The 23,031-nt window shown below is 71.0% G+C and carries 22 protein-coding genes; 9 read left to right on the plus strand and 13 right to left on the minus strand.

What is annotated here, in order from left to right:
- The first annotated feature begins 120 nt into the window (after positions 1 to 120).
- A complete protein-coding gene (locus ACIRRY_RS15895) occupies positions 121 to 594 on the plus strand; it encodes an SSI family serine proteinase inhibitor (protein WP_403972560.1) in 474 nt (157 codons plus the stop codon).
- A gap of 219 nt (positions 595 to 813) precedes the next feature.
- Positions 814 to 5,352, plus strand: coding sequence for a PAS domain-containing protein (locus ACIRRY_RS15900; protein ID WP_403972563.1), 4,539 nt, complete (start codon positions 814 to 816; stop codon positions 5,350 to 5,352).
- Between the two features lie 13 nt (positions 5,353 to 5,365).
- Here the strand turns inward: ACIRRY_RS15900 and ACIRRY_RS15905 are convergent, their stop codons facing one another.
- Positions 5,366 to 5,944 (minus strand): TetR family transcriptional regulator, encoded by a 579-nt coding sequence (locus ACIRRY_RS15905; protein WP_403972566.1) that lies wholly within the window; start codon positions 5,942 to 5,944, stop codon positions 5,366 to 5,368.
- Between the two features lie 133 nt (positions 5,945 to 6,077).
- On the opposite strand from ACIRRY_RS15905, the gene ACIRRY_RS15910 reads away from it, so the two are divergent.
- The gene (locus tag ACIRRY_RS15910) at positions 6,078 to 7,286 is read left to right on the plus strand and encodes an MFS transporter (RefSeq protein ID WP_403972568.1); all 1,209 of its coding nucleotides are present in this window, start codon (positions 6,078 to 6,080) and stop codon (positions 7,284 to 7,286) included.
- A 203-nt stretch (positions 7,287 to 7,489) separates the two neighbouring features.
- Here the strand turns inward: ACIRRY_RS15910 and ACIRRY_RS15915 are convergent, their stop codons facing one another.
- The 8 genes from ACIRRY_RS15915 to ACIRRY_RS15950 all read right to left on the minus strand — a co-directional run bounded on the left by ACIRRY_RS15915 (position 7,490) and on the right by ACIRRY_RS15950 (position 15,510).
- Positions 7,490 to 9,166, minus strand: coding sequence for a long-chain fatty acid--CoA ligase (locus ACIRRY_RS15915; RefSeq protein ID WP_403972570.1), 1,677 nt, complete (start codon positions 9,164 to 9,166; stop codon positions 7,490 to 7,492).
- A 104-nt stretch (positions 9,167 to 9,270) separates the two neighbouring features.
- Positions 9,271 to 9,894 carry a SigE family RNA polymerase sigma factor gene (locus tag ACIRRY_RS15920; RefSeq protein WP_403972573.1) on the minus strand — a complete coding sequence of 208 codons (624 nt, stop codon included), beginning with the start codon at positions 9,892 to 9,894 and terminating at the stop codon, positions 9,271 to 9,273.
- Positions 9,895 to 10,041: 147 nt separating this feature from the next.
- A complete protein-coding gene (locus tag ACIRRY_RS15925; protein WP_403972575.1) occupies positions 10,042 to 11,208 on the minus strand; it encodes a lipid-transfer protein in 1,167 nt (388 codons plus the stop codon).
- Complete coding sequence (locus ACIRRY_RS15930) at positions 11,205 to 11,600, minus strand: MaoC family dehydratase (RefSeq protein ID WP_403972577.1); 396 nt, start codon at positions 11,598 to 11,600, stop codon at positions 11,205 to 11,207. Before ACIRRY_RS15930 ends, ACIRRY_RS15925 begins: the two co-directional genes overlap by 4 nt.
- The gene (locus ACIRRY_RS15935; RefSeq protein ID WP_403972579.1) at positions 11,597 to 12,718 is read right to left on the minus strand and encodes an acyl-CoA dehydrogenase family protein; all 1,122 of its coding nucleotides are present in this window, start codon (positions 12,716 to 12,718) and stop codon (positions 11,597 to 11,599) included. Before ACIRRY_RS15935 ends, ACIRRY_RS15930 begins: the two co-directional genes overlap by 4 nt.
- Before the next feature lies 1 nt (position 12,719).
- Complete coding sequence (locus ACIRRY_RS15940; RefSeq protein WP_403972582.1) at positions 12,720 to 13,751, minus strand: bifunctional MaoC family dehydratase N-terminal/OB-fold nucleic acid binding domain-containing protein; 1,032 nt, start codon at positions 13,749 to 13,751, stop codon at positions 12,720 to 12,722.
- On the minus strand, positions 13,748 to 14,950 hold the full coding sequence (locus ACIRRY_RS15945) for an acyl-CoA dehydrogenase family protein (protein WP_403972584.1): 1,203 nt from the start codon (positions 14,948 to 14,950) through the stop codon (positions 13,748 to 13,750). Before ACIRRY_RS15945 ends, ACIRRY_RS15940 begins: the two co-directional genes overlap by 4 nt.
- A 248-nt stretch (positions 14,951 to 15,198) precedes the next feature.
- Positions 15,199 to 15,510 (minus strand): hypothetical protein, encoded by a 312-nt coding sequence (locus ACIRRY_RS15950; protein ID WP_200690873.1) that lies wholly within the window; start codon positions 15,508 to 15,510, stop codon positions 15,199 to 15,201.
- 369 nt (positions 15,511 to 15,879) lie between these two features.
- Here ACIRRY_RS15950 and ACIRRY_RS15955 point away from each other — a divergent pair, with 369 nt between their 5' ends.
- Positions 15,880 to 16,758: a bifunctional DNA primase/polymerase gene (locus ACIRRY_RS15955; RefSeq protein ID WP_403972586.1), complete on the plus strand. Its 879-nt coding sequence runs from the start codon at positions 15,880 to 15,882 to the stop codon at positions 16,756 to 16,758.
- Positions 16,759 to 16,803: 45 nt separating this feature from the next.
- Here ACIRRY_RS15955 and ACIRRY_RS15960 read toward each other — a convergent pair whose 3' ends face one another.
- From ACIRRY_RS15960 to ACIRRY_RS15975, 4 genes are all read right to left on the minus strand, one after another.
- Entirely contained in the window at positions 16,804 to 16,920 is a 117-nt protein-coding gene (locus ACIRRY_RS15960; protein WP_403972588.1) for a hypothetical protein, read from the minus strand.
- Between the two features lie 263 nt (positions 16,921 to 17,183).
- Positions 17,184 to 18,122, minus strand: coding sequence for an SUMF1/EgtB/PvdO family nonheme iron enzyme (locus tag ACIRRY_RS15965; RefSeq protein ID WP_403972590.1), 939 nt, complete (start codon positions 18,120 to 18,122; stop codon positions 17,184 to 17,186).
- A gap of 51 nt (positions 18,123 to 18,173) precedes the next feature.
- Positions 18,174 to 18,959: an aminotransferase class IV family protein gene (locus tag ACIRRY_RS15970; RefSeq protein WP_403972592.1), complete on the minus strand. Its 786-nt coding sequence runs from the start codon at positions 18,957 to 18,959 to the stop codon at positions 18,174 to 18,176.
- Positions 18,960 to 19,112: 153 nt separating this feature from the next.
- A complete protein-coding gene (locus ACIRRY_RS15975; RefSeq protein WP_403972594.1) occupies positions 19,113 to 19,496 on the minus strand; it encodes a GntR family transcriptional regulator in 384 nt (127 codons plus the stop codon).
- 1,009 nt (positions 19,497 to 20,505) lie between these two features.
- Here ACIRRY_RS15975 and ACIRRY_RS15980 point away from each other — a divergent pair.
- The 5 genes from ACIRRY_RS15980 to ACIRRY_RS16000 are packed head-to-tail and all read left to right on the plus strand — an operon-like array spanning position 20,506 to position 23,027.
- On the plus strand, positions 20,506 to 20,772 hold the full coding sequence (locus ACIRRY_RS15980; RefSeq protein ID WP_403972597.1) for a DUF6284 family protein: 267 nt from the start codon (positions 20,506 to 20,508) through the stop codon (positions 20,770 to 20,772).
- Positions 20,769 to 21,452: a GGDEF domain-containing protein gene (locus tag ACIRRY_RS15985; protein ID WP_403972599.1), complete on the plus strand. Its 684-nt coding sequence runs from the start codon at positions 20,769 to 20,771 to the stop codon at positions 21,450 to 21,452. The genes ACIRRY_RS15980 and ACIRRY_RS15985 overlap by 4 nt, the downstream gene beginning before the upstream one ends.
- On the plus strand, positions 21,449 to 21,778 hold the full coding sequence (locus tag ACIRRY_RS15990; protein ID WP_403972602.1) for a hypothetical protein: 330 nt from the start codon (positions 21,449 to 21,451) through the stop codon (positions 21,776 to 21,778). Before ACIRRY_RS15985 ends, ACIRRY_RS15990 begins: the two co-directional genes overlap by 4 nt.
- Entirely contained in the window at positions 21,775 to 22,638 is an 864-nt protein-coding gene (locus ACIRRY_RS15995; RefSeq protein WP_403972605.1) for a protein spdB, read from the plus strand. Before ACIRRY_RS15990 ends, ACIRRY_RS15995 begins: the two co-directional genes overlap by 4 nt.
- A complete protein-coding gene (locus tag ACIRRY_RS16000) occupies positions 22,638 to 23,027 on the plus strand; it encodes an RRQRL motif-containing zinc-binding protein (RefSeq protein WP_403972608.1) in 390 nt (129 codons plus the stop codon). The genes ACIRRY_RS15995 and ACIRRY_RS16000 overlap by 1 nt, the downstream gene beginning before the upstream one ends.
- The last annotated feature ends 4 nt before the right edge of the window (positions 23,028 to 23,031 follow it).

The following is a 23,031-nucleotide window of genomic DNA, read 5'->3' on the forward strand; positions in this document are numbered from 1 at the left end:
AGACGAGCGCGGTGTCACCAATCGCCTCCCACGGTACTAGGCAGCCGGGCCGCAGGGCAAAGCCGTTGCCGTCGGCCGGCGGGTCCGCAACATCCGGGGGCGGCGGGCGTTAGTCAGGTCATGTTGCAGGTCAACCGTCTCCTCGTGTTCGCCGCCGCCGTCGGCTCGCTGGCCGCCGTGCCCGCCACCGCCCACGCACAGGCCGCCCCCACCACCACGCCCCACACCCTCGCGCCACCGCCCGTCCACGACGAGGACCTGTCCGCCGGCGACCATCTCACCGTCACCGTCCGGCAAGCGGGCGGCTCGGCCGACGGTACGTACGAGCTGTACTGCCATCCCGACGGCGGCACCCACCCGGACGTGACCGGCGCCTGCGAGGCCGTCGGCCGCAACACCCGGTGGGGGAAGGACCCCTTCGCACCGGTACCCCCGGACAGCATGTGCACGATGATCTACGGCGGCCCCGCCACCGCCCATGTCACCGGCACCTGGGCCGGACGCCCCGTCGACACGACGTACGACCGCGGCAACGGCTGCGCGGTCTCCCGCTGGAACGGGATGGTCCCGCTGCTGCCCGACCTCCGCAGGTAGCCGCCCGTCGGCCGGATGTCCGTCGGTCAGGTGTCCATCGGTAGGGGTCCGACGACGGTCGGTCACACGTTCTACGTCACTTCACCGTGCGACCTCCCTCTCATCTCACTCCGCGAGCACAAGGACTGCCCTTAGACTCCCTCGCGTGACACGTCGCGGGCAGGTTGGCAAGATGGCCTCTGCGGTCGGCAAGGTGCGGTAACAGGGAGGAAGCGTCTCGTGAGCAGCAGGCCATCCCGAGGCGCTGCTCGCCTCGCAGCCATACTCGACGCACTCCCGGATGCGTTGGTGCTGGTCAACGCCAACGGGACTGTCGTCAACGCGAACACCATCGCGCTGGAGGCCTTCGAGGCGCCGGGCACCGCGCTCGTCGGGCGCGGACTGCTGGACCTGCTGCCGGAGTTCGACTCCCGGCTCATCCCGGGTTCCATGCGCCGCCCCGACTCGATGGACCCGCGCGGCCGGACCAAGCCCACCCGCATGACCGCCCGCCGCACCGACGGCTCCGAGTTCCCCGTCGAGGTCACCAGCGCCAACCTGGAAGACGGCCAGCAGGCCTACGACGGCTACGGCTACACCTCCGACGAGCTCCTGATGCTCGTCGTGCGCGACCTCTCCGGGACCGTGGACACCGAGGCCGAGCTGGCCCGTTCGCAGCGGCAGACCGAGATGATCCTGCGCGCGGCGGCCGAGGGCGTCGTGGGGACGGACACGGACGGGCGGGTCGTGCTGGTCAATCCGGCCGCCGCGCAGATCCTCGGGTACCGCGCCAGCGATCTCGGCGGCAAGGAACTGCACACCCTCGTCCTGCACTCGCGCGCGGACGGCTCGCCGTTCCCGTACGCGGAGTCGCCGCTCGCCGACACCCTGCGGTCCGGGCGCAAGCACCGGGTGCGCGGGCAGGTGCTGTTCGCCAAGAACGGGGACCGGGTCTCCGTCGACCTCACCACCGCACCCGTGCGCGACGGCGACCAGCTCGTCGGCGCCGTGATGACCTTCACCGACCGGCGGCCCTACGACTCGCTCGCCGAGGAGAAGGACGCCGCCGACAAGCTGCACCGGGACGAGCTGGAGCGGATCGACGAGGAGCACGCCTCCGAGCTGACCTCGCTGCGCCAGAAGCACATCACCGAGACCGAGGAACTCCAGGAGCGGCACGAGGAGGAACTCGCGGCGAACGAGGAGCGGTACGCCGCGCTCGGGGAGCGCGAGAAGGACCGGTACGAGGAACTCGCCGGACGGCACGAGCAGTTGCTCACGCTGCTCGGGCGCTCGTTGCGCGGCCCCCTCGACGAACTGCGCCGCGAACTGGCCGCGTTGGCCGCGGACGACGCCGGTCAGTTGTGGCCCGAGGCCAATCAGGTCCTTCATCATCTGTCGGCCGGTTACTCGCGCATCACGCAGCTCATCGACAACGTGCTCGGCTATCAGCGGCTGGAGACCGGGGCCGACGACATCGCTCGGACGAAGGTGATGCTGGACGCCGTGGTCGCGGCCGGTGTCGACGGGGCCGTGGAACTGATCGGGCCGGGGCGTGTGCAGTTCGCCGTGCACGCGCCGCCGATCGAGGCCGAGGTCGATCCCCGGCTGCTCGCGACCGCGCTCGCGCATCTCGTCGCGGATGTCGCCGGCGTGGACGCGACCGGCAACTCGCCCGCTTCGACGGGCGGTTACATGGACAACACGGTCGTCGTGGCGGCGGCGCAGCGCGGTGAGGTCGTACGGATCGAGGTGCGCGGGCCGTACGCCGGGGGAGACCCGGTACACGAGCCGATCGTGCGCGGGATCGTGCGGGCGCACGGCGGTGTGCTGCAGACGCACGACGTGCCGGGCATGAGCGGCAGCGCGTATGTCCTGGAGGTGCCCATCGGGGGCGGGGCGGGGGCCGTCGCGGTTCCGGCCGCGACCGGTGGCGGCGCCGAACTCGCCCTGCCCGAGCCCGCGTCGGGCACCGCGGGCAGCAACGGACGTCGGCGCGCCCGGCGGTCCTCCGTGGACGCGTTCCTGGAGAGCGAGGTGCCGGGCGGCGCCTCCGACGACACCGGTGGCGGTGACGGCGGCGAGGCCGCGGTGCCCACGGGTCGGCGCAGAAGGCGTGCGGGCGACGAGTCGGGGGCGGTGGCGGTCGGTGAAGCGGGCGGCGACGGTGCGTCCGGTGGCGGTGCGTCCAGCGGTACCGGGCGGCGGCGCGGGCGGGCGGCCGAGGGCGCGGCCGGTGAGGTGTCCGACGGTGAGTCCGAAGGCGTGGTCGAGGGCGTTTCCGGGGGTGTGTCCGAGGGTGCCGTGATGACGGCGGCCGAGCATGCCGCCGGGACCGCGGCTTCCGGTACGGGGCTGGGTGGCACCGTGTCGCCGCGGGGTGTGCCGGTGGGCGGCGAACGGCAGGCGCTGCCGGCCGCGTTGCCCGCGAGCGGCAACTCCGGCGACTCCGGTGACTCCGATGGCGAGGACGGGCAGCCGACCGGGCGTCGGCGGCGGGCGCTGGCGGCCGCGGCCGAGCGGGCCGCGGCGCAGGAGGCGGGGGCGCGGACGGTGTTCGCGTTGCCACCGGCCGAGGCGGACCGGACGCCGGACGTCTCCGCGGCAACGGCCGCGCAGGCCCCGGGAGTTGCGGGAGTTCCGGTGGTGCCTGGACAGGTTCCCGGGCAGGTTCCCGGGGGCGTTCCTGGTGGTCATCCCGGTGACGACGGTCGGCACGACGCCGTTCCGCTCGATCAGTCCGACGACCACACTCCGCCTCAGCCGCATCCCGCGAGCGCGCCAACCGGGCGGCGGCGTCGGGCTGTTGGCCAGCCGCAGCCCCAACTTCAGCCGCAGGCCGGGGAGTCGGTGGCGGTCCAGGCGGGTGCCCCGGTTCAGGCCGGCGGCGAGGGGCAGGGGCAGCCCGGGGCGGTGGTTCCGGCGCAGGGTACGGCTGTGGGGCAGGGGCAGCCGGGGCCGGGTCAGGGTGTTCCCGTGCAGGCCGGGGGTGTCGTCTCGTTGCCCGGGCAGAACCCCGGACAGCCCGGTGCCGCCATGCAACTCGCCCCCGCGCAGAGCCTTTCCGCCCCCGGGCAGACCCCGGCGGGCCGGCCGCTGCCGCTCCCGGCGGAGGCGGTTCCCGGCCAGGGCATCCCGGCGCAGGGCAACCCCGGGCAGCCGGTGTCGCCGCAGGGGATCCAAGGGCAAGGAATCCAGGGTCAGGGAGCGCAGGGTCAGGGGTTCCCCGGGCAACCGGTCTCGCCCCAAGGGATTCCGGGCCAGGCAATTCAGGGGCAGGTCCAGGGAGTTCAAGGGCAGGCGGCCCCCGGTGTCCCCGGCCAGCCGATCCCGCCCCAGGGCATTCCCGGTCAACTCGCCCCCGTCCAGGGGCAACCCGTGTCCCCGCACGGCATCCCCGGGCAGATCGCCCCGGCGCAGGGTCGACCCGCTGAGCCGGTACCGCCGCAGGCTCTGCCCGCCGCGCAGTCGAACCCGGCCGCGGGCCACCCCGGCGTGGCGGTGGCGCCGGGCGCGCCCGTACCGGCGAACGGCGCCGACATCGCCGTAGCGCCGAACGCGGAACCGAACCCCAACCCGAACGCGAATCCGGGCGCCCCTGTGTCCGGTACCCCCGTCGCCGCGCAGGTCCGGGCCGCTCAGCCGTTGCCCGCCGAGGCCGCCGCTCCCGTCGATCCCAACTCCACTCAGGGGCGGGCGATCAGTGTGCGGACCTTGGGGCAGGGGGTGCCGTTCACGCGGCAGGCCGCTCAGGTGCAGTTGCCTACCGCCACGCCTCCGCCGCATCAGCCGACTGGTGGCGGGCGGCGGCGGAAGCTGGGGACGCGGCCCGATGCCGCCCCCACCGGGGCGGCGCGTCCGCATCCTCAGGGTGAGCAGGCGCAGCCCTCCATGGCCGGGCAGTCGCGGCTCGCGCAGATGACCGAGGGGGCCGGGCGGTCGTACGCCATAGGAGCACCGGACGAGAACGCGGCCGAGGGGCCGGAGCCGTTGGACGGTCCCGGTGGGGCCGTCGAGATCGCGGACACGCCCCGGCCGCAGCCGCTCGACGACGAGCTGCCTCCCGAGCCGCTCGACAATCCGCGTCGGCTGCTGGTGTGGCCCGCGCCGGACGTGACGACCACGCAGGCGTTGAGCGACCGCGGGTACCGGCCGGTCATCGTGCACTCGCGCGAGGAGGTCGACGCGCAGATCGCCGCGTTCCCGGCGGCGCTGTTCGTGGACCCGCTGACCGGGCCGATCACGCGTACGGCGCTCCAGTCGCTGCGGCAGGCGGCCGTCGCGGCCGAGGTGCCCGTGCTCGTCACGGCGGGGCTCGGACAGGCGACGCGCGAGGCGGCCTACGGCGCCGATCCCGCCGTACTGCTGAAGGCGCTCGCGCCGCGCGACAGTGAGCAGCATCCGCCGCGGGTGCTGTTGATCGAGGAGCACGCGGAGATCGCGCTGGCGCTGACCGCGACGCTGGAGCGGCGCGGGATGCAGGTGGCGCGGGCCGCGAGCGACGCGGACGCGGTGACGTTGGCGGGGCAGTTGCGGCCCAACCTCGTGGTGATGGATCTGTTGCAGGTGCACAAGCGGCGGGCCGGGATCGTCGACTGGCTGCGGGCGAACGGACAGCTCAACCGCACCCCGCTCGTCGTCTACACCGCCGCCGTGGACGAGGCCGATCTGCCGCGGCTCGCCTCCGGTGAGACCGTCCTCTTCCTCGCCGAGCGGTCGACGAGCACGGAGGTCCAGTCGCGGATCGTCGATCTGCTCGCCCGGATCGGCACCAACTAGCCGTCCAGAACGGCTACTTGGCGATCAGCCTGCGCGCCGCCTCTTTGATCGACTCGCGCAGGCGGTCGCCGTCCGTGTCGTCCGCGCCGACCAGGACGCGGCGCATCTGGGGGACGACGACACCCCAGTTGGCCATCGCGACCAGCAGGAACAGCAGGTCGCGGGCCGGGATCGCGTCGCTCACGACACCCCGGTCCTGGCCGTCCTGGAGGGCGGCGACCTTGAACGCGTAGTGCTGCTGGCGCTCGGTCTCGTCGGGCAGTTCGGCGGTGCCGTACTCCAGGCCCTCCCAGAAGAGGAGGCGGAGCAGTTCGGGGTGGGCCTCGTGGTAGTCCATGAGCCGGTCGATCCAGCCCTCGATGTCGTCGGGGTCGACGGGGAGGGCAACGGCCAGGTCGAGCATGGACTTGCCGAGGACCCGGGTGAACAGCTCCGCCTTGTTGCCGAAGTAGGCGTAGATCAACTGCTTGTTGGCCTTGGCCTCGGCGGCGATGCGGTCGATACGGGCGCCCGCGATGCCGTACCGGGCGAACTCGGCGACCGCCGCCTCGAAGATCCGGGCCTTGGTGGCCTCGGGGTCTCTGACTCCCATGAGGCCCAGCGTACTCGGCGAGCGACGGTAACCAACTGTTTGGTTGACAGGGAATCCGCGGGCGCCGCATGCTGTTCCAGCTTCCAACCAACCAGTTAGTTGCTAGAGCTGGCTCGAAGGAGTCCCACCGCTCATGTCCTCCGCAACCGCAGCCCAGCCGGTCCGGGTCCCGACGGGAACGCCGACCGCCGCTTCCGGCCGCCTCTTCCTCGTCCTCATCGCCGTCTGTACGGCCGTGACGGCCGCCAACATCTATCTCGCGGGCCCGCTGCTCCCCCTCATCGCCCACGACTTCGGCTCGACGCCGTCCGCGGTGGCCTGGATCGCCTCGGTCGCGCAGTTCGGCTACGCCACCGGTCACCTCTTCTTCGCCCCGCTCGGCGACCGGGTGAACCGGCGCCCCCTGGTCGCCGCGCTCTCCGTGGCCACCACGGCGGCCCTACTCGCCGGTGCCGCGGCCCCCGGCACCGCCGCCCTCGCGGTGGCCGTCTTCGTCGCCGCCGCCGCGACCGTCGTCCCGCAGCTCCTCGTCCCGCTGGTCGCCGAACGCGCCCCCGCCCATCACCGCGCCCGCCATGTCGCGGCCGTCATAGCGGGCCTGTTCACCGGCATCGTCGCCGCGCGCGTCGTCGGCAGCCTGGTCGGCCAGGCCTACGGCTGGCGGGTCGTCTTCGTCGGCTCCGCCGCCCTGACCCTCGTCCTCGGCCTCGCCACCGCATACGTCCTCCCGTCCGAGAAGCGCCGCGGCTCCGGCCCGCTGTTCGCCGGGATCGCCGCCCTGCCCGGCCTGGTCCGCACCTCACCGGACCTGTGGCGCGCGTGCCTGCGCCAGGCGGGGATGTTCGGCGCGTGGAGCGCCCTGTGGACCACACTCGCCCTGCTCCTGACGGGCACGACGAGCGGTTCCTACGGCTTCTCGACCGCGACCGCCGGACTGTTCGGTCTCTTCGGGCTGGCGGCCGGCGCGGTGGCTCCGCTCGCGGGCGGATTCGTCGACCGGTTCGGCGCGGGGAAGGTCGTACGGTCCGCGTACGCGCTCGCGGCCGTGTCGGTGCCGCTGTTCTGGCTCGGCGGACATGTCCTGTGGGCGCTGTTCGTCGCCGCGATCGCCGTCCACGCGGCCCTGGTCGCCTCCCACGTCGCCAACCAGACCCTCGCCCTCACCACCACCTCCACCCCGGCGACCGCCAACACCGCGTACGTCGTCGCCGGCTTCACGGGCGGCGCGCTCGCCTCGTCCCTCGCGGGGCCGGCGTTCAGCCACTTCGGGTGGGGCGGGGTGTGTGCGGTGGCGGGGGTGTGGCTGGTGGTGGGTTGGGGGGCTGCGGCTGGGCGGCGGTGACATATCTGTACGCCGGGTGGGTGGGGCCGGGGTCTTGGGGGTGCCCTGCCCGGCGCGTTCCGGGGCGCGGCGGCGACTCCTGCGGCTGGGCTGCGGCGAGTTCTTCACGTGCGACGCGAGCGTGGCCGTAGGAAATGGGAGGGTGTCGGCGCCGGGCGGGAAGCGTGGGGCCTCCCGCCCGGCGTTCACGATGTGCCGGTCGGTCAGAGCCTGGTGACGTCCAGGTCGCCCTCGGCGTAGCGCCTGCGCAGCACCTTCTTGTCGAACTTGCCCACGCTCGTCTTCGGGACGGACTCGATGATCGTCCAGCGCTCCGGGAGCTGCCACTTGGCGATCTTCCCCGCGTCGGCGAGGAAGGCGCGCAGGGACTCGAAGTCGGCGGTGGAACCCTCCCGCAGGACGACGGTCGCCAGCGGACGCTCCCCCCACTTCTCGTCCGGTACGGCGACCACCGCGGCCTCGGTGATGTCCGGGTGGGACATCAGGGCGTTCTCCAGGTCGACGGAGGAGATCCACTCGCCGCCGGACTTGATGACGTCCTTGGCGCGGTCGGTGAGGGTGAGGAAACCGTCGGCGGAGATCGTGCCGACGTCACCCGTCTTGAGCCAGCCGTCCTCGCTGAACTTGTCGGCGGGGCGCAGGGGTTCGGCGTCCGTGCCGTTGTAGTAGGCGCCGGCGATCCACGGGCCGCGCACCTCCAGCTCGCCCGCCGACTCGCCGTCGAACGGCAGCCGCTCGCCGCCGGGGCCGGTGAGGCGGGCCTCGACGCTCGCCGGGAAACGGCCCTGGGTCAGCCGGTACTCCCACTCCCGCTCGGTGCCGACCGCCTCGGCCGGCGGGCGCGAGACCGTGCCCAGCGGGGAGGTCTCCGTCATGCCCCAGGCGTGGCAGACCCGCATGCCCAGTTCGTCGAAGGCCGCCATGAGGGCGGGCGGGCAGGCCGAACCGCCGATGGTGACCTGGGTGAGCGAGGAGACGTCGCGGGGCTTGGCGGTCAGCTCGGCGAGCAGGCCCTGCCAGATGGTGGGCACGGCCGCCGCGTGCGTCGGGCGCTGGCTCTCGATCATCTCGGCGAGCGGGGCAGGCTGGAGGAAGCGGTCCGGCATCAGCATGTTCACGCCGGTCATGAAGGTCGCATGGGGCAATCCCCAGGCGTTGACGTGGAATTGGGGCACGACGACCAGTGACGTGTCCTGGTCCGTGAGCCCCATCGACTGGGTCATGTTGACCTGCATCGAGTGCAGGTAGATCGAACGGTGGCTGAACACCACGCCCTTGGGGTCGCCCGTGGTCCCGGAGGTGTAACACATCGCGGCACCCTGGCGTTCGTCCAGCTCGGGCCAGTCGTACGTGGTCGGCTTGCCCGCGATCAGTTCCTCGTACTCGTGCACGCGCGCGTGAGCGCCTTCGAGCGGCGTACGGTCGCCGGGCCCGGAGACGACGATGTGCTCGACCGTCGGCAGCTTGGGCAGCAGCGGCGCGAGCAGCGGGATCAGCGAACCGTTGACGATCACCACCCGGTCCGCCGCGTGGTTGACGATCCACGCCAACTGCTCCGGCGGAAGGCGGAGGTTGAGGGTGTGCAGCACCGCGCCCATGGCGGGGATCGCGAAGTAGGCCTCGACGTGAACGGCGTTGTTCCACATGAAGGTCGCGGTTCGCTCACCGTCGACCACACCCAGGTCCTCGCGCAGGGCGTGCGCCAACTGGGCCGCGCGGGCACCGATCTCCGCGAACGAACGGCGCTCCGGCTCTCCCTCACCGGTCCAGCTGATCACCTGCGATGTTCCATGGACCGTGGACCCGTGGGTCAGGATCCTGGAGATCAGCAGCGGTACGTCCTGCATGGTGCTCAGCACGGCGTCCTCCCGAGGCGACATTGCCTGCGCGGTAGTTGGGGTTGCGCTGATTCTGCGCACATACCGCACGGTATGTCACTAGGAACGGGCGATCGATCACGTCAGGTTGTCACGAGCGGTGCGGATTATCGGGCGAGAACCAGCTCCGGGTCCTCCCGCAGCTTGCCCAGCGCCCGCGACACCGCCGACTTCACCGTGCCCACGGACACCCCGAGCACCTCGGCCGTCTGCACCTCGCTGAGGTCCTCGTAATACCTGAGGACGACCATCGCCCGCTGCCGCTCCGGGAGCTTCGCGATCGCCCGCCACATCGCGTCGTGCAAGGCCTGCTGCTCGGCCGGGTCCTCCGCGGAGCCGACCGTCTCCGGCTCGGGCAGCTCGTCGCACGCGAACTCGTCGACCTTCCGCTTGCGCCACTGCGAGGTCCGCGTGTTCAGCAGCGCCCGGCGGACATAGCCGTCCAGCGCCCGGTGGTCCTCGATCCGCTCCCAGGCCACATACGTCTTGGTCAGCGCGGTCTGCAACAGGTCCTCCGCGTCACACGCGTTCGCGGTCAGCGAGCGCGCCGTGCGCAGCAGCACGGGTTGCCTGGCCCTCATGTACGACGAGAAGGAGGGGTACGTGAGGGTGGCGGTGGTCGGCCGGGTCTGCGCAGCCCGTGCGGCGGGCCGGGTGACGGGGCGCGCGGCCGGGCGTACGGCGGCCCGTGCGACGGCGTTCGAAGCGCTGGTGCAGACTGCTGTGGTCATGGCTCCACGCTATGAGCGACCCCCACTCCCGCGGATCGGCCGCAGGTCCCGAAGCAGACTCCGCCTCAGGTTGTAGGGGTGGGGCTGGCTCCACCTCCTGAAGGTGGACGAGGGGGTGACATGTACTGCGGGTTTACCCCTGGGGGCTCATCCCTCGGCCGTGAGCACCAGCCCGGACGTCGGCACCCCCGTCCCCGCCGTCACCAGCACCCGCCCCGCCTCCGGTATCTGGTTCACGGCAGTGCCCCGCACCTGTCGGACGCCTTCCGCTATCCCGTTCATCCCGTGCAGATACGCCTCCCCCAGCTGTCCCCCGTGTGTGTTGACCGGCACCCGCTCCTCGGCCACGAAGTCCGCCGCCTCCCCCCGCCCGCAGAATCCGAACTCCTCCAACTGCATCAGCACGAACGGCGTGAAGTGGTCGTACAGGATCGCCACGTCCACCTCCCGCGGCCCGAGCCCCGCCGTCCGCCACAGCTGCCGCGCGACCACGCCCATCTCCGGAAGACCGGTCAGATCGTCGCGGTAGAAGCTGGTCATCTGCTCCTGCGCCCGCCCGGCACCCTGCGCCGCCGCCGCGACGACCGCGGGCGGACGCGGCAGATCACGGGCCCGCTCCACCGACGTGACGACGATCGCCTGGGCGCCGTCCGTCTCCTGGCAGCAGTCCAGCAGCCGGAGGGGCTCCACGATCCACCGCGAGGCCGCGTGCTCGGCGAGGGTGATCGGTCTGCCGTGGAAGTACGCCGCCGGGTTCGTCGCCGCGTACCTGCGGTCCACCACCGCCACCTGCCCGAACACCTCCGGTGTCAGTCCGTACGTGTGCAGATACCGCTGCGCCGCCATCGCCACCCACGACGCCGGTGTGAGCAGCCCGAACGGCAGCGACCAGCCGAGCGCCGCGCCCTCCGCCGACGGCTCCCGGTGGGTCACTCCCGAGCCGAATCTGCGCCCCGACCGCTCGTTGAAGGCGCGGTAGCAGACCACCACCTCCGCGATCCCGGCCGCCACCGCCAGCGCCGCCTGCTGGACCGTCGCGCAGGCCGCGCCGCCGCCGTAGTGGACCCGGGAGAAGAAGGACAGCTCGCCGATCCCGCAGGCCTGGGCCACGGTGATCTCCGGGTTGGTGTCCATCGTGAACGTGACCATCCCGTCCACGTCCGCCGGCGTCAGCCCCGCGTCGGCCAACGCGGCCCGCACCGCCTCCACCGCCAGCCGCAGCTCACTGCGCCCCGAGTCCTTGGAGAACTCCGTCGCCCCGATCCCGACGATCGCGGCCCGTCCGCCGAGGGTGTCGCGGGTGCGGGCGCTCATTCCCCGGCCTCCCTCGGCACGGTCACGGTCACCGTGCCGGTCACATGTCTGCCGATGCCGTTCGCCCCGACCACCCGCACCGTCGCGGTGTCGCCGTCCGTCTCCTCGACCCTGCCGGTCAACACCATCGTGTCGCCGGGGTAGTTGGGGGCGCCGAGCCGTATGGCCACCTTGCGGAGCGTGGCCCCCGGTCCGAAGTGGTCCGTGATGTAGCGGCCCACCAGACCGTTCGTCGTCAGGATGTTCATGAAGATGTCCGGGGAACCCTTCTGCCGTGCCGCCTCCGCGTCGTGATGCACGTCCTGGTAGTCCCGGGAGGCGACCGCTCCGGCGACGATCAGCGTGCGGGTGATCTCGATCTCCAGCGGGGGCAACTCCTCACCTGCCCTCATGACTGCGCCTCCTCCTCACTGACGATCAACTCCCCCAGTTCCTGGAGCACTTCGCCCCCGCAGCCCAGGTACGCGTCCAGCTGCCGGCCCCACAGGAAGTGCCGGTGGACCGGATGGTCCAGGTCGGCTCCGGCCCCGCCGTGCAGATGCTGACCGGTGTGGACGACGCGCTGTCCCGCCTCGGACGCCCACCAGGCGGCGGTCAGCGCGTGCGTGGCGTACGGCAGCCCCGCGTCCCGTCGCCAGGCCGCCTCGTACGCCGTCACCCGTATCGCCTCGATGTCCATGTGCGCGTCGGCGGCCCGGAGTTGGACCGCCTGCCGCGCGGCCAGCGGGCGCCCGAACTGCTCCCTGGTGTTGACGTGCGCCACGGCCCGGGCGAGCGAACCGGCGCAGACCCCGGCCTGGAGACCGGCGAACGCGGTGCGGGCGGTGGCCAGAACGTCGCTGTAGGGGGAGGGAGTCGGGGGGCGGGAGGGGGGCTGGTGGCCCTCGGCAGCGGGGTGCACGCCTCCCGCACCGAGCCGCTCCGCCGATGCCCCGTCGAGTGTCAGTCGCCCCGCCGACCAGGGCGCCGTCAGCTCGACCGCCTCGACGCGCACGGCATCCGTGACCGGGGTCAGCCACAACCCGTGCCGGTCGTCGGCGACAAGGACGTGCGTGGCGTCCCGCAGCCAGGGCACGACAGGAACCGTGCCGGTCAACTCGCCCTGCGCCGAACCCCCTTCAGTCCCACCCCGTACCTCTCTCGCCCGCACACCCCCCTGCGCCGGAAACGCCCCGCACACCACCACCGACCCGTCCCCGATCCCCGGCGACAACCGCTCCCGCTGCTCGGGTGAGCCATGGGCCGCCAGCGCCAGCAGCCCGTACACACAGGTCGACGCGAAGGGCACCTGCGCGGTCGTCCGCCCCTGTTCCTCCAGGAGGAGCACGAGCCCGAGCAGGCCCAACTCCTCTACGGCGCCCACCAGTCCGGCCGCGCACAGGGCCTTCCACAGCTCGGGGTCGCTGTCCGTGCCGGCCGCCGTGAGCCGCTCGGGTGTCGCGAGGTCGCCGAAGATCCGGGCGGCCAGGTCACGGGCCGCCGACTGCTCCTCCGTGGGCGTGAAGTCCATGTCAGCCCACCTCGCCCTCTCGGCCTTCCTGGATCCGGAAGACGGGGAGCACCAGGGGGTCGCCGCTCGACTCGGCGCCGCCCGACTCGCCGCCCTGCGGCTGCGGTTCGTCGTACCGCCTGAATTCGAGCCGTACCGGCAGCCCGACGCGGACCTTGTCGTACGGCACCCCCACCACGTTGCTCACGATCCGCACGCCCTCGGCGAGTTCGATCAGGCCGACCGCGTAAGGGCCCGCCGCGTCAGCGGCATCATCGGATTGCGTGAAGGCGGGGAAGGACGGGTGGTGCATCACCACGTACGAGTAGACCGTGCCCTCGCCGCTCGCCTCGACGGTGTCCCAGTCCAGGCCGCCGCAGGCGTTGCAGCCCGGGAGCCAGGGGTGGCGCAGGGTCGCGCAGTCCGTGCAGCGCTGGATGAGGAGTCGGTGCCGTCGCACGCCCTCCCAGAAGCCGGCGTTGTCCCGGTTGACGACGGGGCGCGGGCGCCGGGCGCGGGCCCGCTTCTCTTCCGGCTTCGCCCCCTCTCTGCCTTTCTGGCGTGCGTGGGCGGGGGCGTACTTGAGGATGCGGAAGCGGTGGGTGCCGACGAGGTCCGGGCCCACCCGGACGTCCATCCGCGTCGTGACGAAGTACCCCGTGCCCAGCTTCGTCGTCTTGCGGTCCGACACCGACTCGATCACCGCATCGAACGTGACCTCGTCGCCCGGCCGCAGGGGCCGCAGATACTCCTGCTCGCAGTCGGTGGCGACCACCGAGGTGCAGCCCGCCTCGTCGAGGAGGTCGAACAGCTCGTCGTAGGCCCCGGTCCGTCCCGTGTGTCCGGAGAGGCCGCCCATGGTCCAGGCCTGGAGCATGGTGGGCGGGGCGATCGCGTCCGGTCCCGTGTACGCCGGATTCGTGTCGCCCATCGCCTCGCACCAGTGGCGGATCATCGGCTCGTTGACCGGGTCCTTCCCCCGGCCCGCGACGGCGGCCGCACGTCCCTCGTACGTCTTGAGCCGCGCCCCCAGCTCGTCGATCACCGTGCTCACCGCCCCCCCCTCGTCATCCCGAGCCGCATCGTCGCGACGATCTCCCGCTGCACCTCGCTCACCCCGCCCCCGAACGTGTTGATCTGCGCCGCCCTGTTCAACCGCTCCAGCTCGCCGTCCCCGAAGACACCCGGCGATCCCGAACGCACCAGCCCCGTCAGTCCCGTTGAACCGGTCTCTCCGGCTGTCCCGTCCGCTCCGGCGACGTGCTGACATATCTGGTACACCGCCACCGTCGATTCGGTTCCCACGACTTTCACGCCGCTCGCGTCGCCGGGTGCCAGCCGGCCTGCCCCCACATCACCCACCAGACGCCAGTTGAGCAGGCGTGTCGCCCCCAGCCGGGCATGTGCCTCGGCCAGTTGGGAACGCACCCACGGCTCGTCGACCCGGCGCCGCCCCGTCACCGGATCGGGTGTGCGGGCGGCGGTCAGCACCGCCGTGTAGAAGTCCTCGGCCTGCATTCCGGTCGCGGCGAGGGCGACCCGCTCGTGGTTGAGCTGGTTGGTGATGAGGGACCAGCCCTCGTTCTCCGCGCCGACGAGGTTGCCCGCCGGGACCCGGACCCCGTCGTAGTACGTGGCCGTCGTCCGCTGCCCGCCCACCGTCTCGATCGGCGTCCACGAGAAGCCGGGGGCGTCGGTGGGGACGAGGATGATCGAGATGCCGCGGTGCTTGGGGGCCTCGGGGTCGGTGCGGCAGGCGAGCCAGATCCAGTCGGCGTTGTGGGCGTTGGAGGTGAAGATCTTCTGCCCGTCGATCAGCCAGCCCCGGCCGTCCTCACGTACCGCCCGCGTCCGCAGCGACGCGAGATCCGTACCGGCCGACGGCTCGCTGTAGCCGATCGCGAAGACGAGTTCGCCGCGCAGGATGCCCGGCAGGAGGGCGGCCTTCTGCTCCTCGCTGCCGTACTTCATGAGGGTCGGTCCGACGGTGTTCAGGGTGACCATCGAGACGGGCGCGTTCGCCCGGTAGGCCTCGTCGAAGAACACGAACTGCTCGTCGGCGCCGCGCCCTTGACCGCCGTACTCGACCGGCCAGCCGAGCCCGAGCCGGCCGTCGGCCCCGATACGGCGCAACAGGGCCCGCTGGCCCTGGGGGTCGTCCGTGCCGGGTGGTCCGTCCGGCATCAACTCGGCGAAGTACGTACGGAGTTCGGCGCGCAGCCGCTGCTGGCGTTCGGTGGGGGCGAGGTGCACGACGCCGGACCTCCGTGTCGTCGTAGTCCTGCGGACGATGGTTTCTGACTGTCCGTCAGATGTCGTGCACTGTCAAGGTCGTTCCCGGAGAGGCGCCGCGCGTCCGGGCACACACGTGCGGCACGCACGCGTGGCACACGAAAAACGCCTGCGCGGCGGTACCGAAGCACCGCCGCGCAGACGCGTCACAACCCCAGAGAGCACACCTCAGGCACCCCCGCGCATCCCCGCGCGGAAGTCGGGCCCGGCTACCAGAAGTTGGCGAAGTTGACGGCGACGTTCTCGTTTCCCTGGTTGATGGCGGTGAACGCGGAACCGTTGACCTGGGCGGTGTTGCTCTGGTTCGAGGCTCCGGAGCCGACCGCCTGCTGCTGCGTGGTGGACGAGTTGCCCTTGTTGTCGTGCCCGACGCCGCTCCCGCTGACGGTCGCCACACCCGCGTTCGATCCGTTGCCCGCGATGGCGCCGTTGTCCGCCGCCGCGACGCCGGTGAAGAGGGCGGCTGCCAGCGGAAGGGCGGAGACGGCGGCGATGATGCGGGCGGTACGGATGCTTGCCATGTTGTTCCTCCAGAACAGGGCGCGTACCGGCTCCGTGGCCGGACGCACATGAACTACGGCTTCAAGTACTGCTGCTGCCAAGGCAGTTGGCCGACCGCCTCGGTGTGGTGCACAACGTCGCGAGATCAGAGTTGCCCACCGGATCCCCGGCGAACCAGAGCGGAAGCGGTTATTCCCTCTGAAGCGTGATGACAAGTCGATAAACCCCCTTGGCTGCCCAGAAGGTGTCATCCGTCGCAGTACGGACAGCTCGCCCCAGACACCCCAAGGGGCGAAGCGTTCCTCCACATTTCCGGCCCCTACGCCCCGCTCGGCGAGTCGTAGCCTCCCCCTCTTCCCTTTTTCGAACATGCGTACGAACATGGAGGCATGGCCACCACCGACCGGCAGGCCACAACGCTGGCCCTCGCACACGCCCTGTCAGCCGCCGAACGCGGACTGGCCGTGATCCCCCTGTCCCGGACGAAACTCCCGGCCCTGCGCTCCCCGCACCGCGACGACCTCGACGCCGACCCGGTGGGCGTGCCCTGCCACGGCGAGTGCGGACGCCTCGGCCACGGGGTGTACGACGCCTCGACCGACCCGGCACGCATCCGCGAACTGTTCGCCGCCGCGCCCTGGGCCACCGGCTACGGCATCGCGTGCGGGCTGCCGCCGCACCATCTGATCGGCATCGACCTCGACACCAAGTCGGGTACGGACTCCTCGTCCGCCCTGCGCGAACTCGCCCTCCGCCACCTGTTCACGATTCCCGAGACGGTCGTCGTCCTGACCCCCAGCGGCGGCCGCCACCTCTGGCTCAGCGGCCCGCCCGACGTGGTCGTCCCCAACTCCGCGAGCCGGCTCGCCCCCGGCATCGACATCCGCGGCGCCGGCGGCTACCTCGTCGGCCCCGGCTCCCGCACCGACCACGGCCTCTACGGCGCCGCCCCGGCCACCGCCCACCTCGCACCGGCCCCGTGCCCGCCCTCGCTCCTGCGCCTCCTGCTCCCCCCGCCCCGCTCCCACCACCCGACCCCCACCTCGACCGGCCAACACGGCCAGGGCCTGGTCCAGTTCGTCCTCGCCGCCCACGAGGGCCAACGCAACACCCGCCTCTTCTGGGCGGCCTGCCGCGCCTACGAGAACGACATCGGGCCCGCGCTGACCGAGCCCCTGGTCGAGGCGGCGCTGGGCACGGGGCTCACCGAGAGAGAGGCCCGGGCGACGATCGCCTCGGCGGCCCGGATGACGGGGCATCGGCCTTGAACTCCCGAGCGACCAAAGCGAGTTCAGGTTTCTTTCTCCACCTCGTCACAGGCCCGCGACGGGGGATGATCCCCCCATGCGCATACGCCGAGAGGTCCGCCGGGTCCACTGGTTCCGCTGGGTCCTGTGGGGGCTGTGGCTCGCGTGTCTGGCGTTCGTCATCTGGTTCGCCGTAGAGGCGGTCACGCTGTTCCTCCAGGCCGAATCGTGGTGACACGACGAGAGCCCCCGACCGTTCTCACTGGTCAGGGGCTCTCACGCCGCGGTGGGTGTGGGATTTGAACCCACGGTCACATCGCTGCGACGACGGTTTTCAAGAGCGTCAAGCAAGCATAATGAACGCCCTGGTCACGTACGGTTTCGCCTCCGGCGGGGACCGGTCTGGCCCACACATGGCCCATGGACCCCGAAAGGGGCCCGCAGCGTCACCTCTTGCGGGGGGTCATCTGCTCAGGCGTCGACACACACCGGAACCCTGTGTCGTCGTCCTGCATCGTGTCGTTGGCGTCATTCGGTACGGCTGGCACTCCCCGGAACAGAGGGCTCGTGAATGCGCTGCCCCTCAACTCGTACCTCCCTGGCGCGGTCGGCGTCGCGAGCCATTCCCACACGTTACCCACCATGTCGTAGACCCCGTAGGGCGAGACACCGCTGTGATACCGAGAGACGGAGGTCGTGCGCTCGACTCCGGTCTCTCGGACGTTGCACTTTGCGGCAGTCTTCTGGTCGCCCCACGGGAAGGTACGGCCGGAGGTACCGCGCGCCGCTTTCTCCCACTGCTCCGCTGTCGGGAGCGACTTCCCTGCCCATGTCGCGTACGCGTCCGCGTCGCGCCACGTCACGTGCACGACGGGGTGGTCGTACAACTCCCGCAGGCATCGGCCGTTCTCCCAATGCTCAGGTACCGAGCGCCGAGTGGCCGCGCAGAACCGCGCGTAATCCGCGTTGGTCGTCGGGAAGGTGTCTATGTGGAATTCGTCCACCCACACGGGATCGTCGTCTTCCCCTGCCAGAAAGATCCCTTCCGGAACATGCGCCATGAGCTTCCCGTCACCGGGATGCTTCACGTACTCGCCGCTGCTCGTCTGATCTTCACCAGGGTCGATGATTGCTTGGGTGGGGATGTCGTCCGCCGCGAGGATGCCAATGAAGCGGCCTTGAGTATCCTGGTCTGCCTTGGCGAGCAGGGTATCCAAGGCCGCTTGATTCACCATGCGCAGGGTCGCTTGCTCTCCGTCTGCCTCCCACCGGGAGACGATACGGTCGGACACCCCAAGCTTCTCGGCAAACTCCATGAGGCTCATTCGTACGGCTTCGCGCAGTGCCTTAACTTCACGTCCGGTCCATTTCGTAACGAGTGGCATGGGCTACCTCTGTCGTGAATCGCCGCCCCTGGCAGGGGCGGCAGCACGCGTTTACAAGCGGTCGCCGGGAATTCCGGCGTAGCCGACACGCAGTGCGTCGAGCACTGGGTGGTCCTGCGGGAACTGCACGTCGTCGAGGGCGCTCACAGAGCGCACGCCAATCGTCGTGTTCGTGGCGAATGCGGCGGCCATGTTCTGGATGTCAGCAAGCCGGACGGGGGCAGCGACTTGCTTGGGAGCGTCGAGGCTCTGGAGTAGGAGCATCGTCGTGCCGGGGAGCACGGGAGCGTCCGGCCAAATAACCGTCCCGTCCTGGTCGACAAAACCGAGATTCCACGTGCCGCCCTCGGAGATGCGACCGTCTGCTTCGACGAAAGCCGCATCGTCGAAACCGGCGAGTTGTGCGTCACGCCGAATCCGGAGTTGCGAGTGAAGTCCGATGTGCTTCACTTCTGCGCTGTCGCGAGTGAAGGTGAAGGACTTGGCGGTGAGTGGCGATGGAGAGAGCGCGCCCGCCGGCCGCAAGTTCACCAGCACGTGAGGACTTTGGGCGTCACTGGGGCGTCCCATGTCGATGGCGGGATCAAAGATCGTGACGCGCAGGCCAGCGACACCAGTGACGCCCTCGGCTGCCTTGCGGATGTAGATCAGCGTCTGCTCTCGGTCCAACTCGACGCCGAAAACGATGCGGCAGTCCCGCACCAAGCGATCCAGGTGAAGCGACAGACCCCGAACGGTGCCGTCCTCCATACGCATGGATGTGAAGTGGCCATAGTTCGTGAGGGCGAGGCTCTGGAGTTCGTCGAGGGTGACGGGTTTTCCGTTCAGTTCAGCCATGCGACCAGTCTTGCAGCTCCTGACGCAGCGCCAACACCCTGATACACAGCCAGAGTTCGGATTAGTTCGGTGCAGCGGCAGCGAGAGTACGTACCCACGGCGCGCTCGCCGGGACACGCTTAGAGCATGACGACGAACGCACCGCGAGAGCCGCTAAGCGCCGGGCTCCCCTCCCGTGGGACCCACGGCCGCCTCAAGCTGCTTGATGCGCTCAACGACGCCAGCCAGTTCGGCGGAGACACGTGCGACTTCGGCTTGCAGGTCGGTCAGGCGTTGGGCCGACTCACGGGGCGTCTGCTCGCCTGGGGCGGTGTCGCGCACGTAGGTACCGCTCCCGGAAACGCCCTCCACCAGCCCCTCATCCCGGAGCTGTGCGTAGGCGCCTTGCACAGTCATCAGCGATACGCCGAGCTTCTTGGCGTAGGCACGGCCTCCCGGGAGGCGGTCCCCAGGGCCGAACGTTCCCGCGGCGATCTCGTCTCTGATCCTGGCGGCGATTTCGCGGGCGTTGGGCTTCCGCTTCGGCTGTGAGTCCACCTCGAAAGCGTACTTGACCTAGGTCGTTTGTAACCACCTTGAGTAAACCCTTGACGAGCCAAAAGTGACCTAGGTAGCTTCTACTCAACGACAAGCGACCTAGGTCACTTGCTCGGAAAGTTGCGTTCGACCAGCACCACAGTTACTTGAAAACTGAACAGTGATCGTGCGGGGCTGACGCGGGAGCGGCGGTCATGGCAGGTGCCCAGGGCGAGGGTCCGGGGGCAAACCGTTGTGATGGACGCAGCTCTCCCCCTACGCGCCTGGCAGGCGCCACCCGGTGACGGGTGTGGGGAGATACAGCGGGGCTCCAACGCACGTGGCGGGATGAGAAGACCGCCCCCGAGGCGACCGGGTGACGTCGTCGGCGGCACGCCAACCTGCACCGTTTCGTGCAAGCCGCCTGCTGGCGTCAGAGCAGTGACGATGACGCACCCGACCAACCGGCTCGGGACCGGTCCGCCGCGCAACGGCGGACCGGTGAAGCCGTGTCCCTGCCATCTGCGGGAGGTCGGTCATGGACCGACGACATACCAAGGTCACCGCCGGATCGGACCGGCCGGCGGTGCCCGCTCCTTCTCCGGTCCGTTTCCTGGCTTCGCAGCGCCGTGCGCGTTGCGGCCGGCTGCCTCTGCCTCCCGTACGGCCCGCCTCGCGCGGTGCCGGACGGGAGGCAGCGCGGGGAGTCGGAATCCGCCGGCACCGACACAGAAGCGGTCCCCCGGGTTGCACCCCGAAGGACCGCGCACAGACGCCTTACCGGAGGCACCTGTGATCACGAGTCTGACAGACAAGGAACGCGAGGACCTCTCGCGCAAGAACGGCGAGGCGAACAAGCGCAGCGAGGACAACGCCCGTGCACGGGGCGGCCGTTGACGGCCGCACCCCCAAGAACTCCTGACCACCCCACCACCCCACCACCCCACCACCCCAACGGCGCGCACCCCCGGAGTTGGAGCTCCGGGGGTGCTGTTCGGGCCGTACCACCTGCTAGGGAGAACACGACCCAATGGAACACATCGTCACTGTTCAGGAAGCTGTTACTGCGTTCGCCGACTTCTTGGAGCCGACGAGCGCGGAGCTGGACGCGATCGACTCCGAGATGCCCGTCATCCTGGCGGACGTTGACCTGATCGACGCGCAGATCATGACCCTTGACCGCGCTCCCTCCGAGGTGGACCGGCAGCGCGTTCGCCGTGCCCGGCGCCGGCTGCTCACCGCTCGCCGTGAACTGGCCAACCTGGACGGCGCGGCCACGTCGGGTGGTGCGGCATGAGCGCGCTGCTGACTGCTGTCACTGCGGCGGGCTCGATCGCCTGCGGGTGGGGTGTTCACGGCCTGTGGTTGGGGCGTCGTCTGACGGCTGCCCGCTGCGACCCGCTGTCCGGTCTGTGGACCCGTGCCGCGTTCGAGCGGCGGGCCCTGCGGATTCTGGGCCGTCAGATGCACACGGCGGTGATCCTGGTCGACCTCGACGGCTTCAAGGCGTTGAACGACAGGTTCGGCCATGCGGCGGGGGACGCGGCGATCCGCGCCACCGCCGCGAGCCTGACCGACGCCGTGTCCGCCTACCCCGGGGCGGTCGTAGGCCGTCTCGGGGGAGACGAGTTCATCGCCGCTGTCCCGCTGCCCGCCGTGCACCGCTTGGCGTGGCTGTTGGAGGCGTTGCACGACGCGGTCACCGCCCCGTTCCGCTTCGAGGGCATCGACCTGAGCGTCGGTGTCTCTATCGGTGCCTCGCTCAGCAGTGACCTCCTTCCCGCCGCCCCGCAGGGCGGTCCGGGGGCGTTGTCGCTGCTGATGCGGCTCGCGGATGAGGCCATGTACACGGCGAAGCGGGCGGGCGGCGGTTGGTGCGACCCCGCCGCCGGTGCTCCGACCCACACGACGACCGCCGGGCGCCGTACCGGACGGCCCGGCACCCGCACCGCGCACCCCAAGGAGGCGGCGGCATGACCGAGAACCTGACCCTGGACAGCCTGACCGCCGCGCTGCGGGTACTGCGGGTGCTGACCCTGGACTTCGGGCACCTGCCCGCGCCGACCGTGCACATCTCGCCCCTCTACCCGGACCGGTTGGAGATCGCGTTCCACTCCGGTCTGCCGGGCTTCGAGGCCTGGCGCAAGGCATTGGACATCGCGCCCGACGCGGTCGACTTCCACGTGCAGAGCGAGGGCCGTACGGCAGTCCTGCGGGTGGTCACCACGTATGCGGGTGCGGAACTGGAACTGGTCGGCTACGGCGACATTGCCGCCCCGGTGCTGGTCGGGGGTGCGGCATGAGGCGCAACGCCCGGACCGTGCTGCCGGCCGTCGCTATGACGGCCGTCTCGATGGTGCTGACCCTCGCCGTGGTCGTGATGTGGCTCGGCACGGCCATGCCGTGGCCCGTCGCCCTGGTCGTCGGTCTCGGGATCGACGGGGGATGGCTGGCCACCCTCGCCTACGAACGGCGCCTCGCCGCACAGGGCGACCACTCCCGCACCGTGACCGCCGTGGGCTGGTGCTTCGGCGCGATCGCCGCCGGCGTCCTCATCGTCCACGCACTCACCGCCGAAGCATCCGCGGGGGCGTGGCTGGCCGTGGCCTGGCTGCCGATCGCTGCCAAAGCCCTCTGGCTGGTCCACGGGATGTGGGAGCGGACCGCGCTCACCCCGGTCGCGCTGGACGCGATCCGGGGCATTCAGCAGGAAGCCCGCGACGAAGCCGCCGTGGCCCGTGCCCGCCTGCGGGCGGAAGCGGCCACGGAGACGACGCGGTTGACGGCCGTGACGCAGGCGGGGGCGAGCGTCGCCCGGGTGCAGGCGCGGACCGCTGAGAGTCTGTCGCGGGCGTGGTCGACGCTGGAGACGGCCCGTCAGGGCGAGGACACCGGCAGGGCCTTGACCAGTGTGACGAGCCGCGTCACGCCCGGCGTCACACCCGCCTGGGAACTCCCCGTGTGGGGACGCTCCGAGCCGGTAGCGGCGATCGGTTGGGCGTCTCCCCCGCTCACCGATGGGGAGCTTGACGGGCTGGTCGACGAGATCCGTACCAGCGAGACCCCCGCCCTGTCGTACCGCGAGATGGCGATCCGCTTCCGTTCGGCCGGCCACTCCGCATCCGAGGTCCGCCTCCGGGCGGCATGGAAGCGGGTCGCCTGATGTCCGCCGCGTTCGGCAAGTGCTACGACCCCACCGGCGTCCGCTACGGCGTCCCCACCTTCCCCTGGAAGTACGCCCCCGACGACGAGCAGTACGCCACCCGCCGGCAGTTGAGGGCGTTGGGGCTGCGTCCGGGGGGTCAGCCGGTAGCGGCGCAGGTCATGCGCATCAACCGCCGTTCCGGCACGGTCCGCGTCGCCTACCTCTACCTCATCGACCTCGCCAAGCCCGTACGCCCGATGACCTCGCGGAAGTGGGGCGCCCTCGCGCTCGCCATGCTCGCCCGCCAGACCTGCCCCGAATGCGGGGTCATCTACAGCTACTGCATGCCCCGCTCGCTCGGCATGTGCGTGCCGTGCGCCTACCCCGAGGACCAGCGCGCCGCTTGAACCA

Origin of the sequence: Streptomyces sp. NPDC101776 (genome assembly GCF_044766845.1) — a bacterium.
GTDB lineage: Bacteria > Actinomycetota > Actinomycetes > Streptomycetales > Streptomycetaceae > Streptomyces.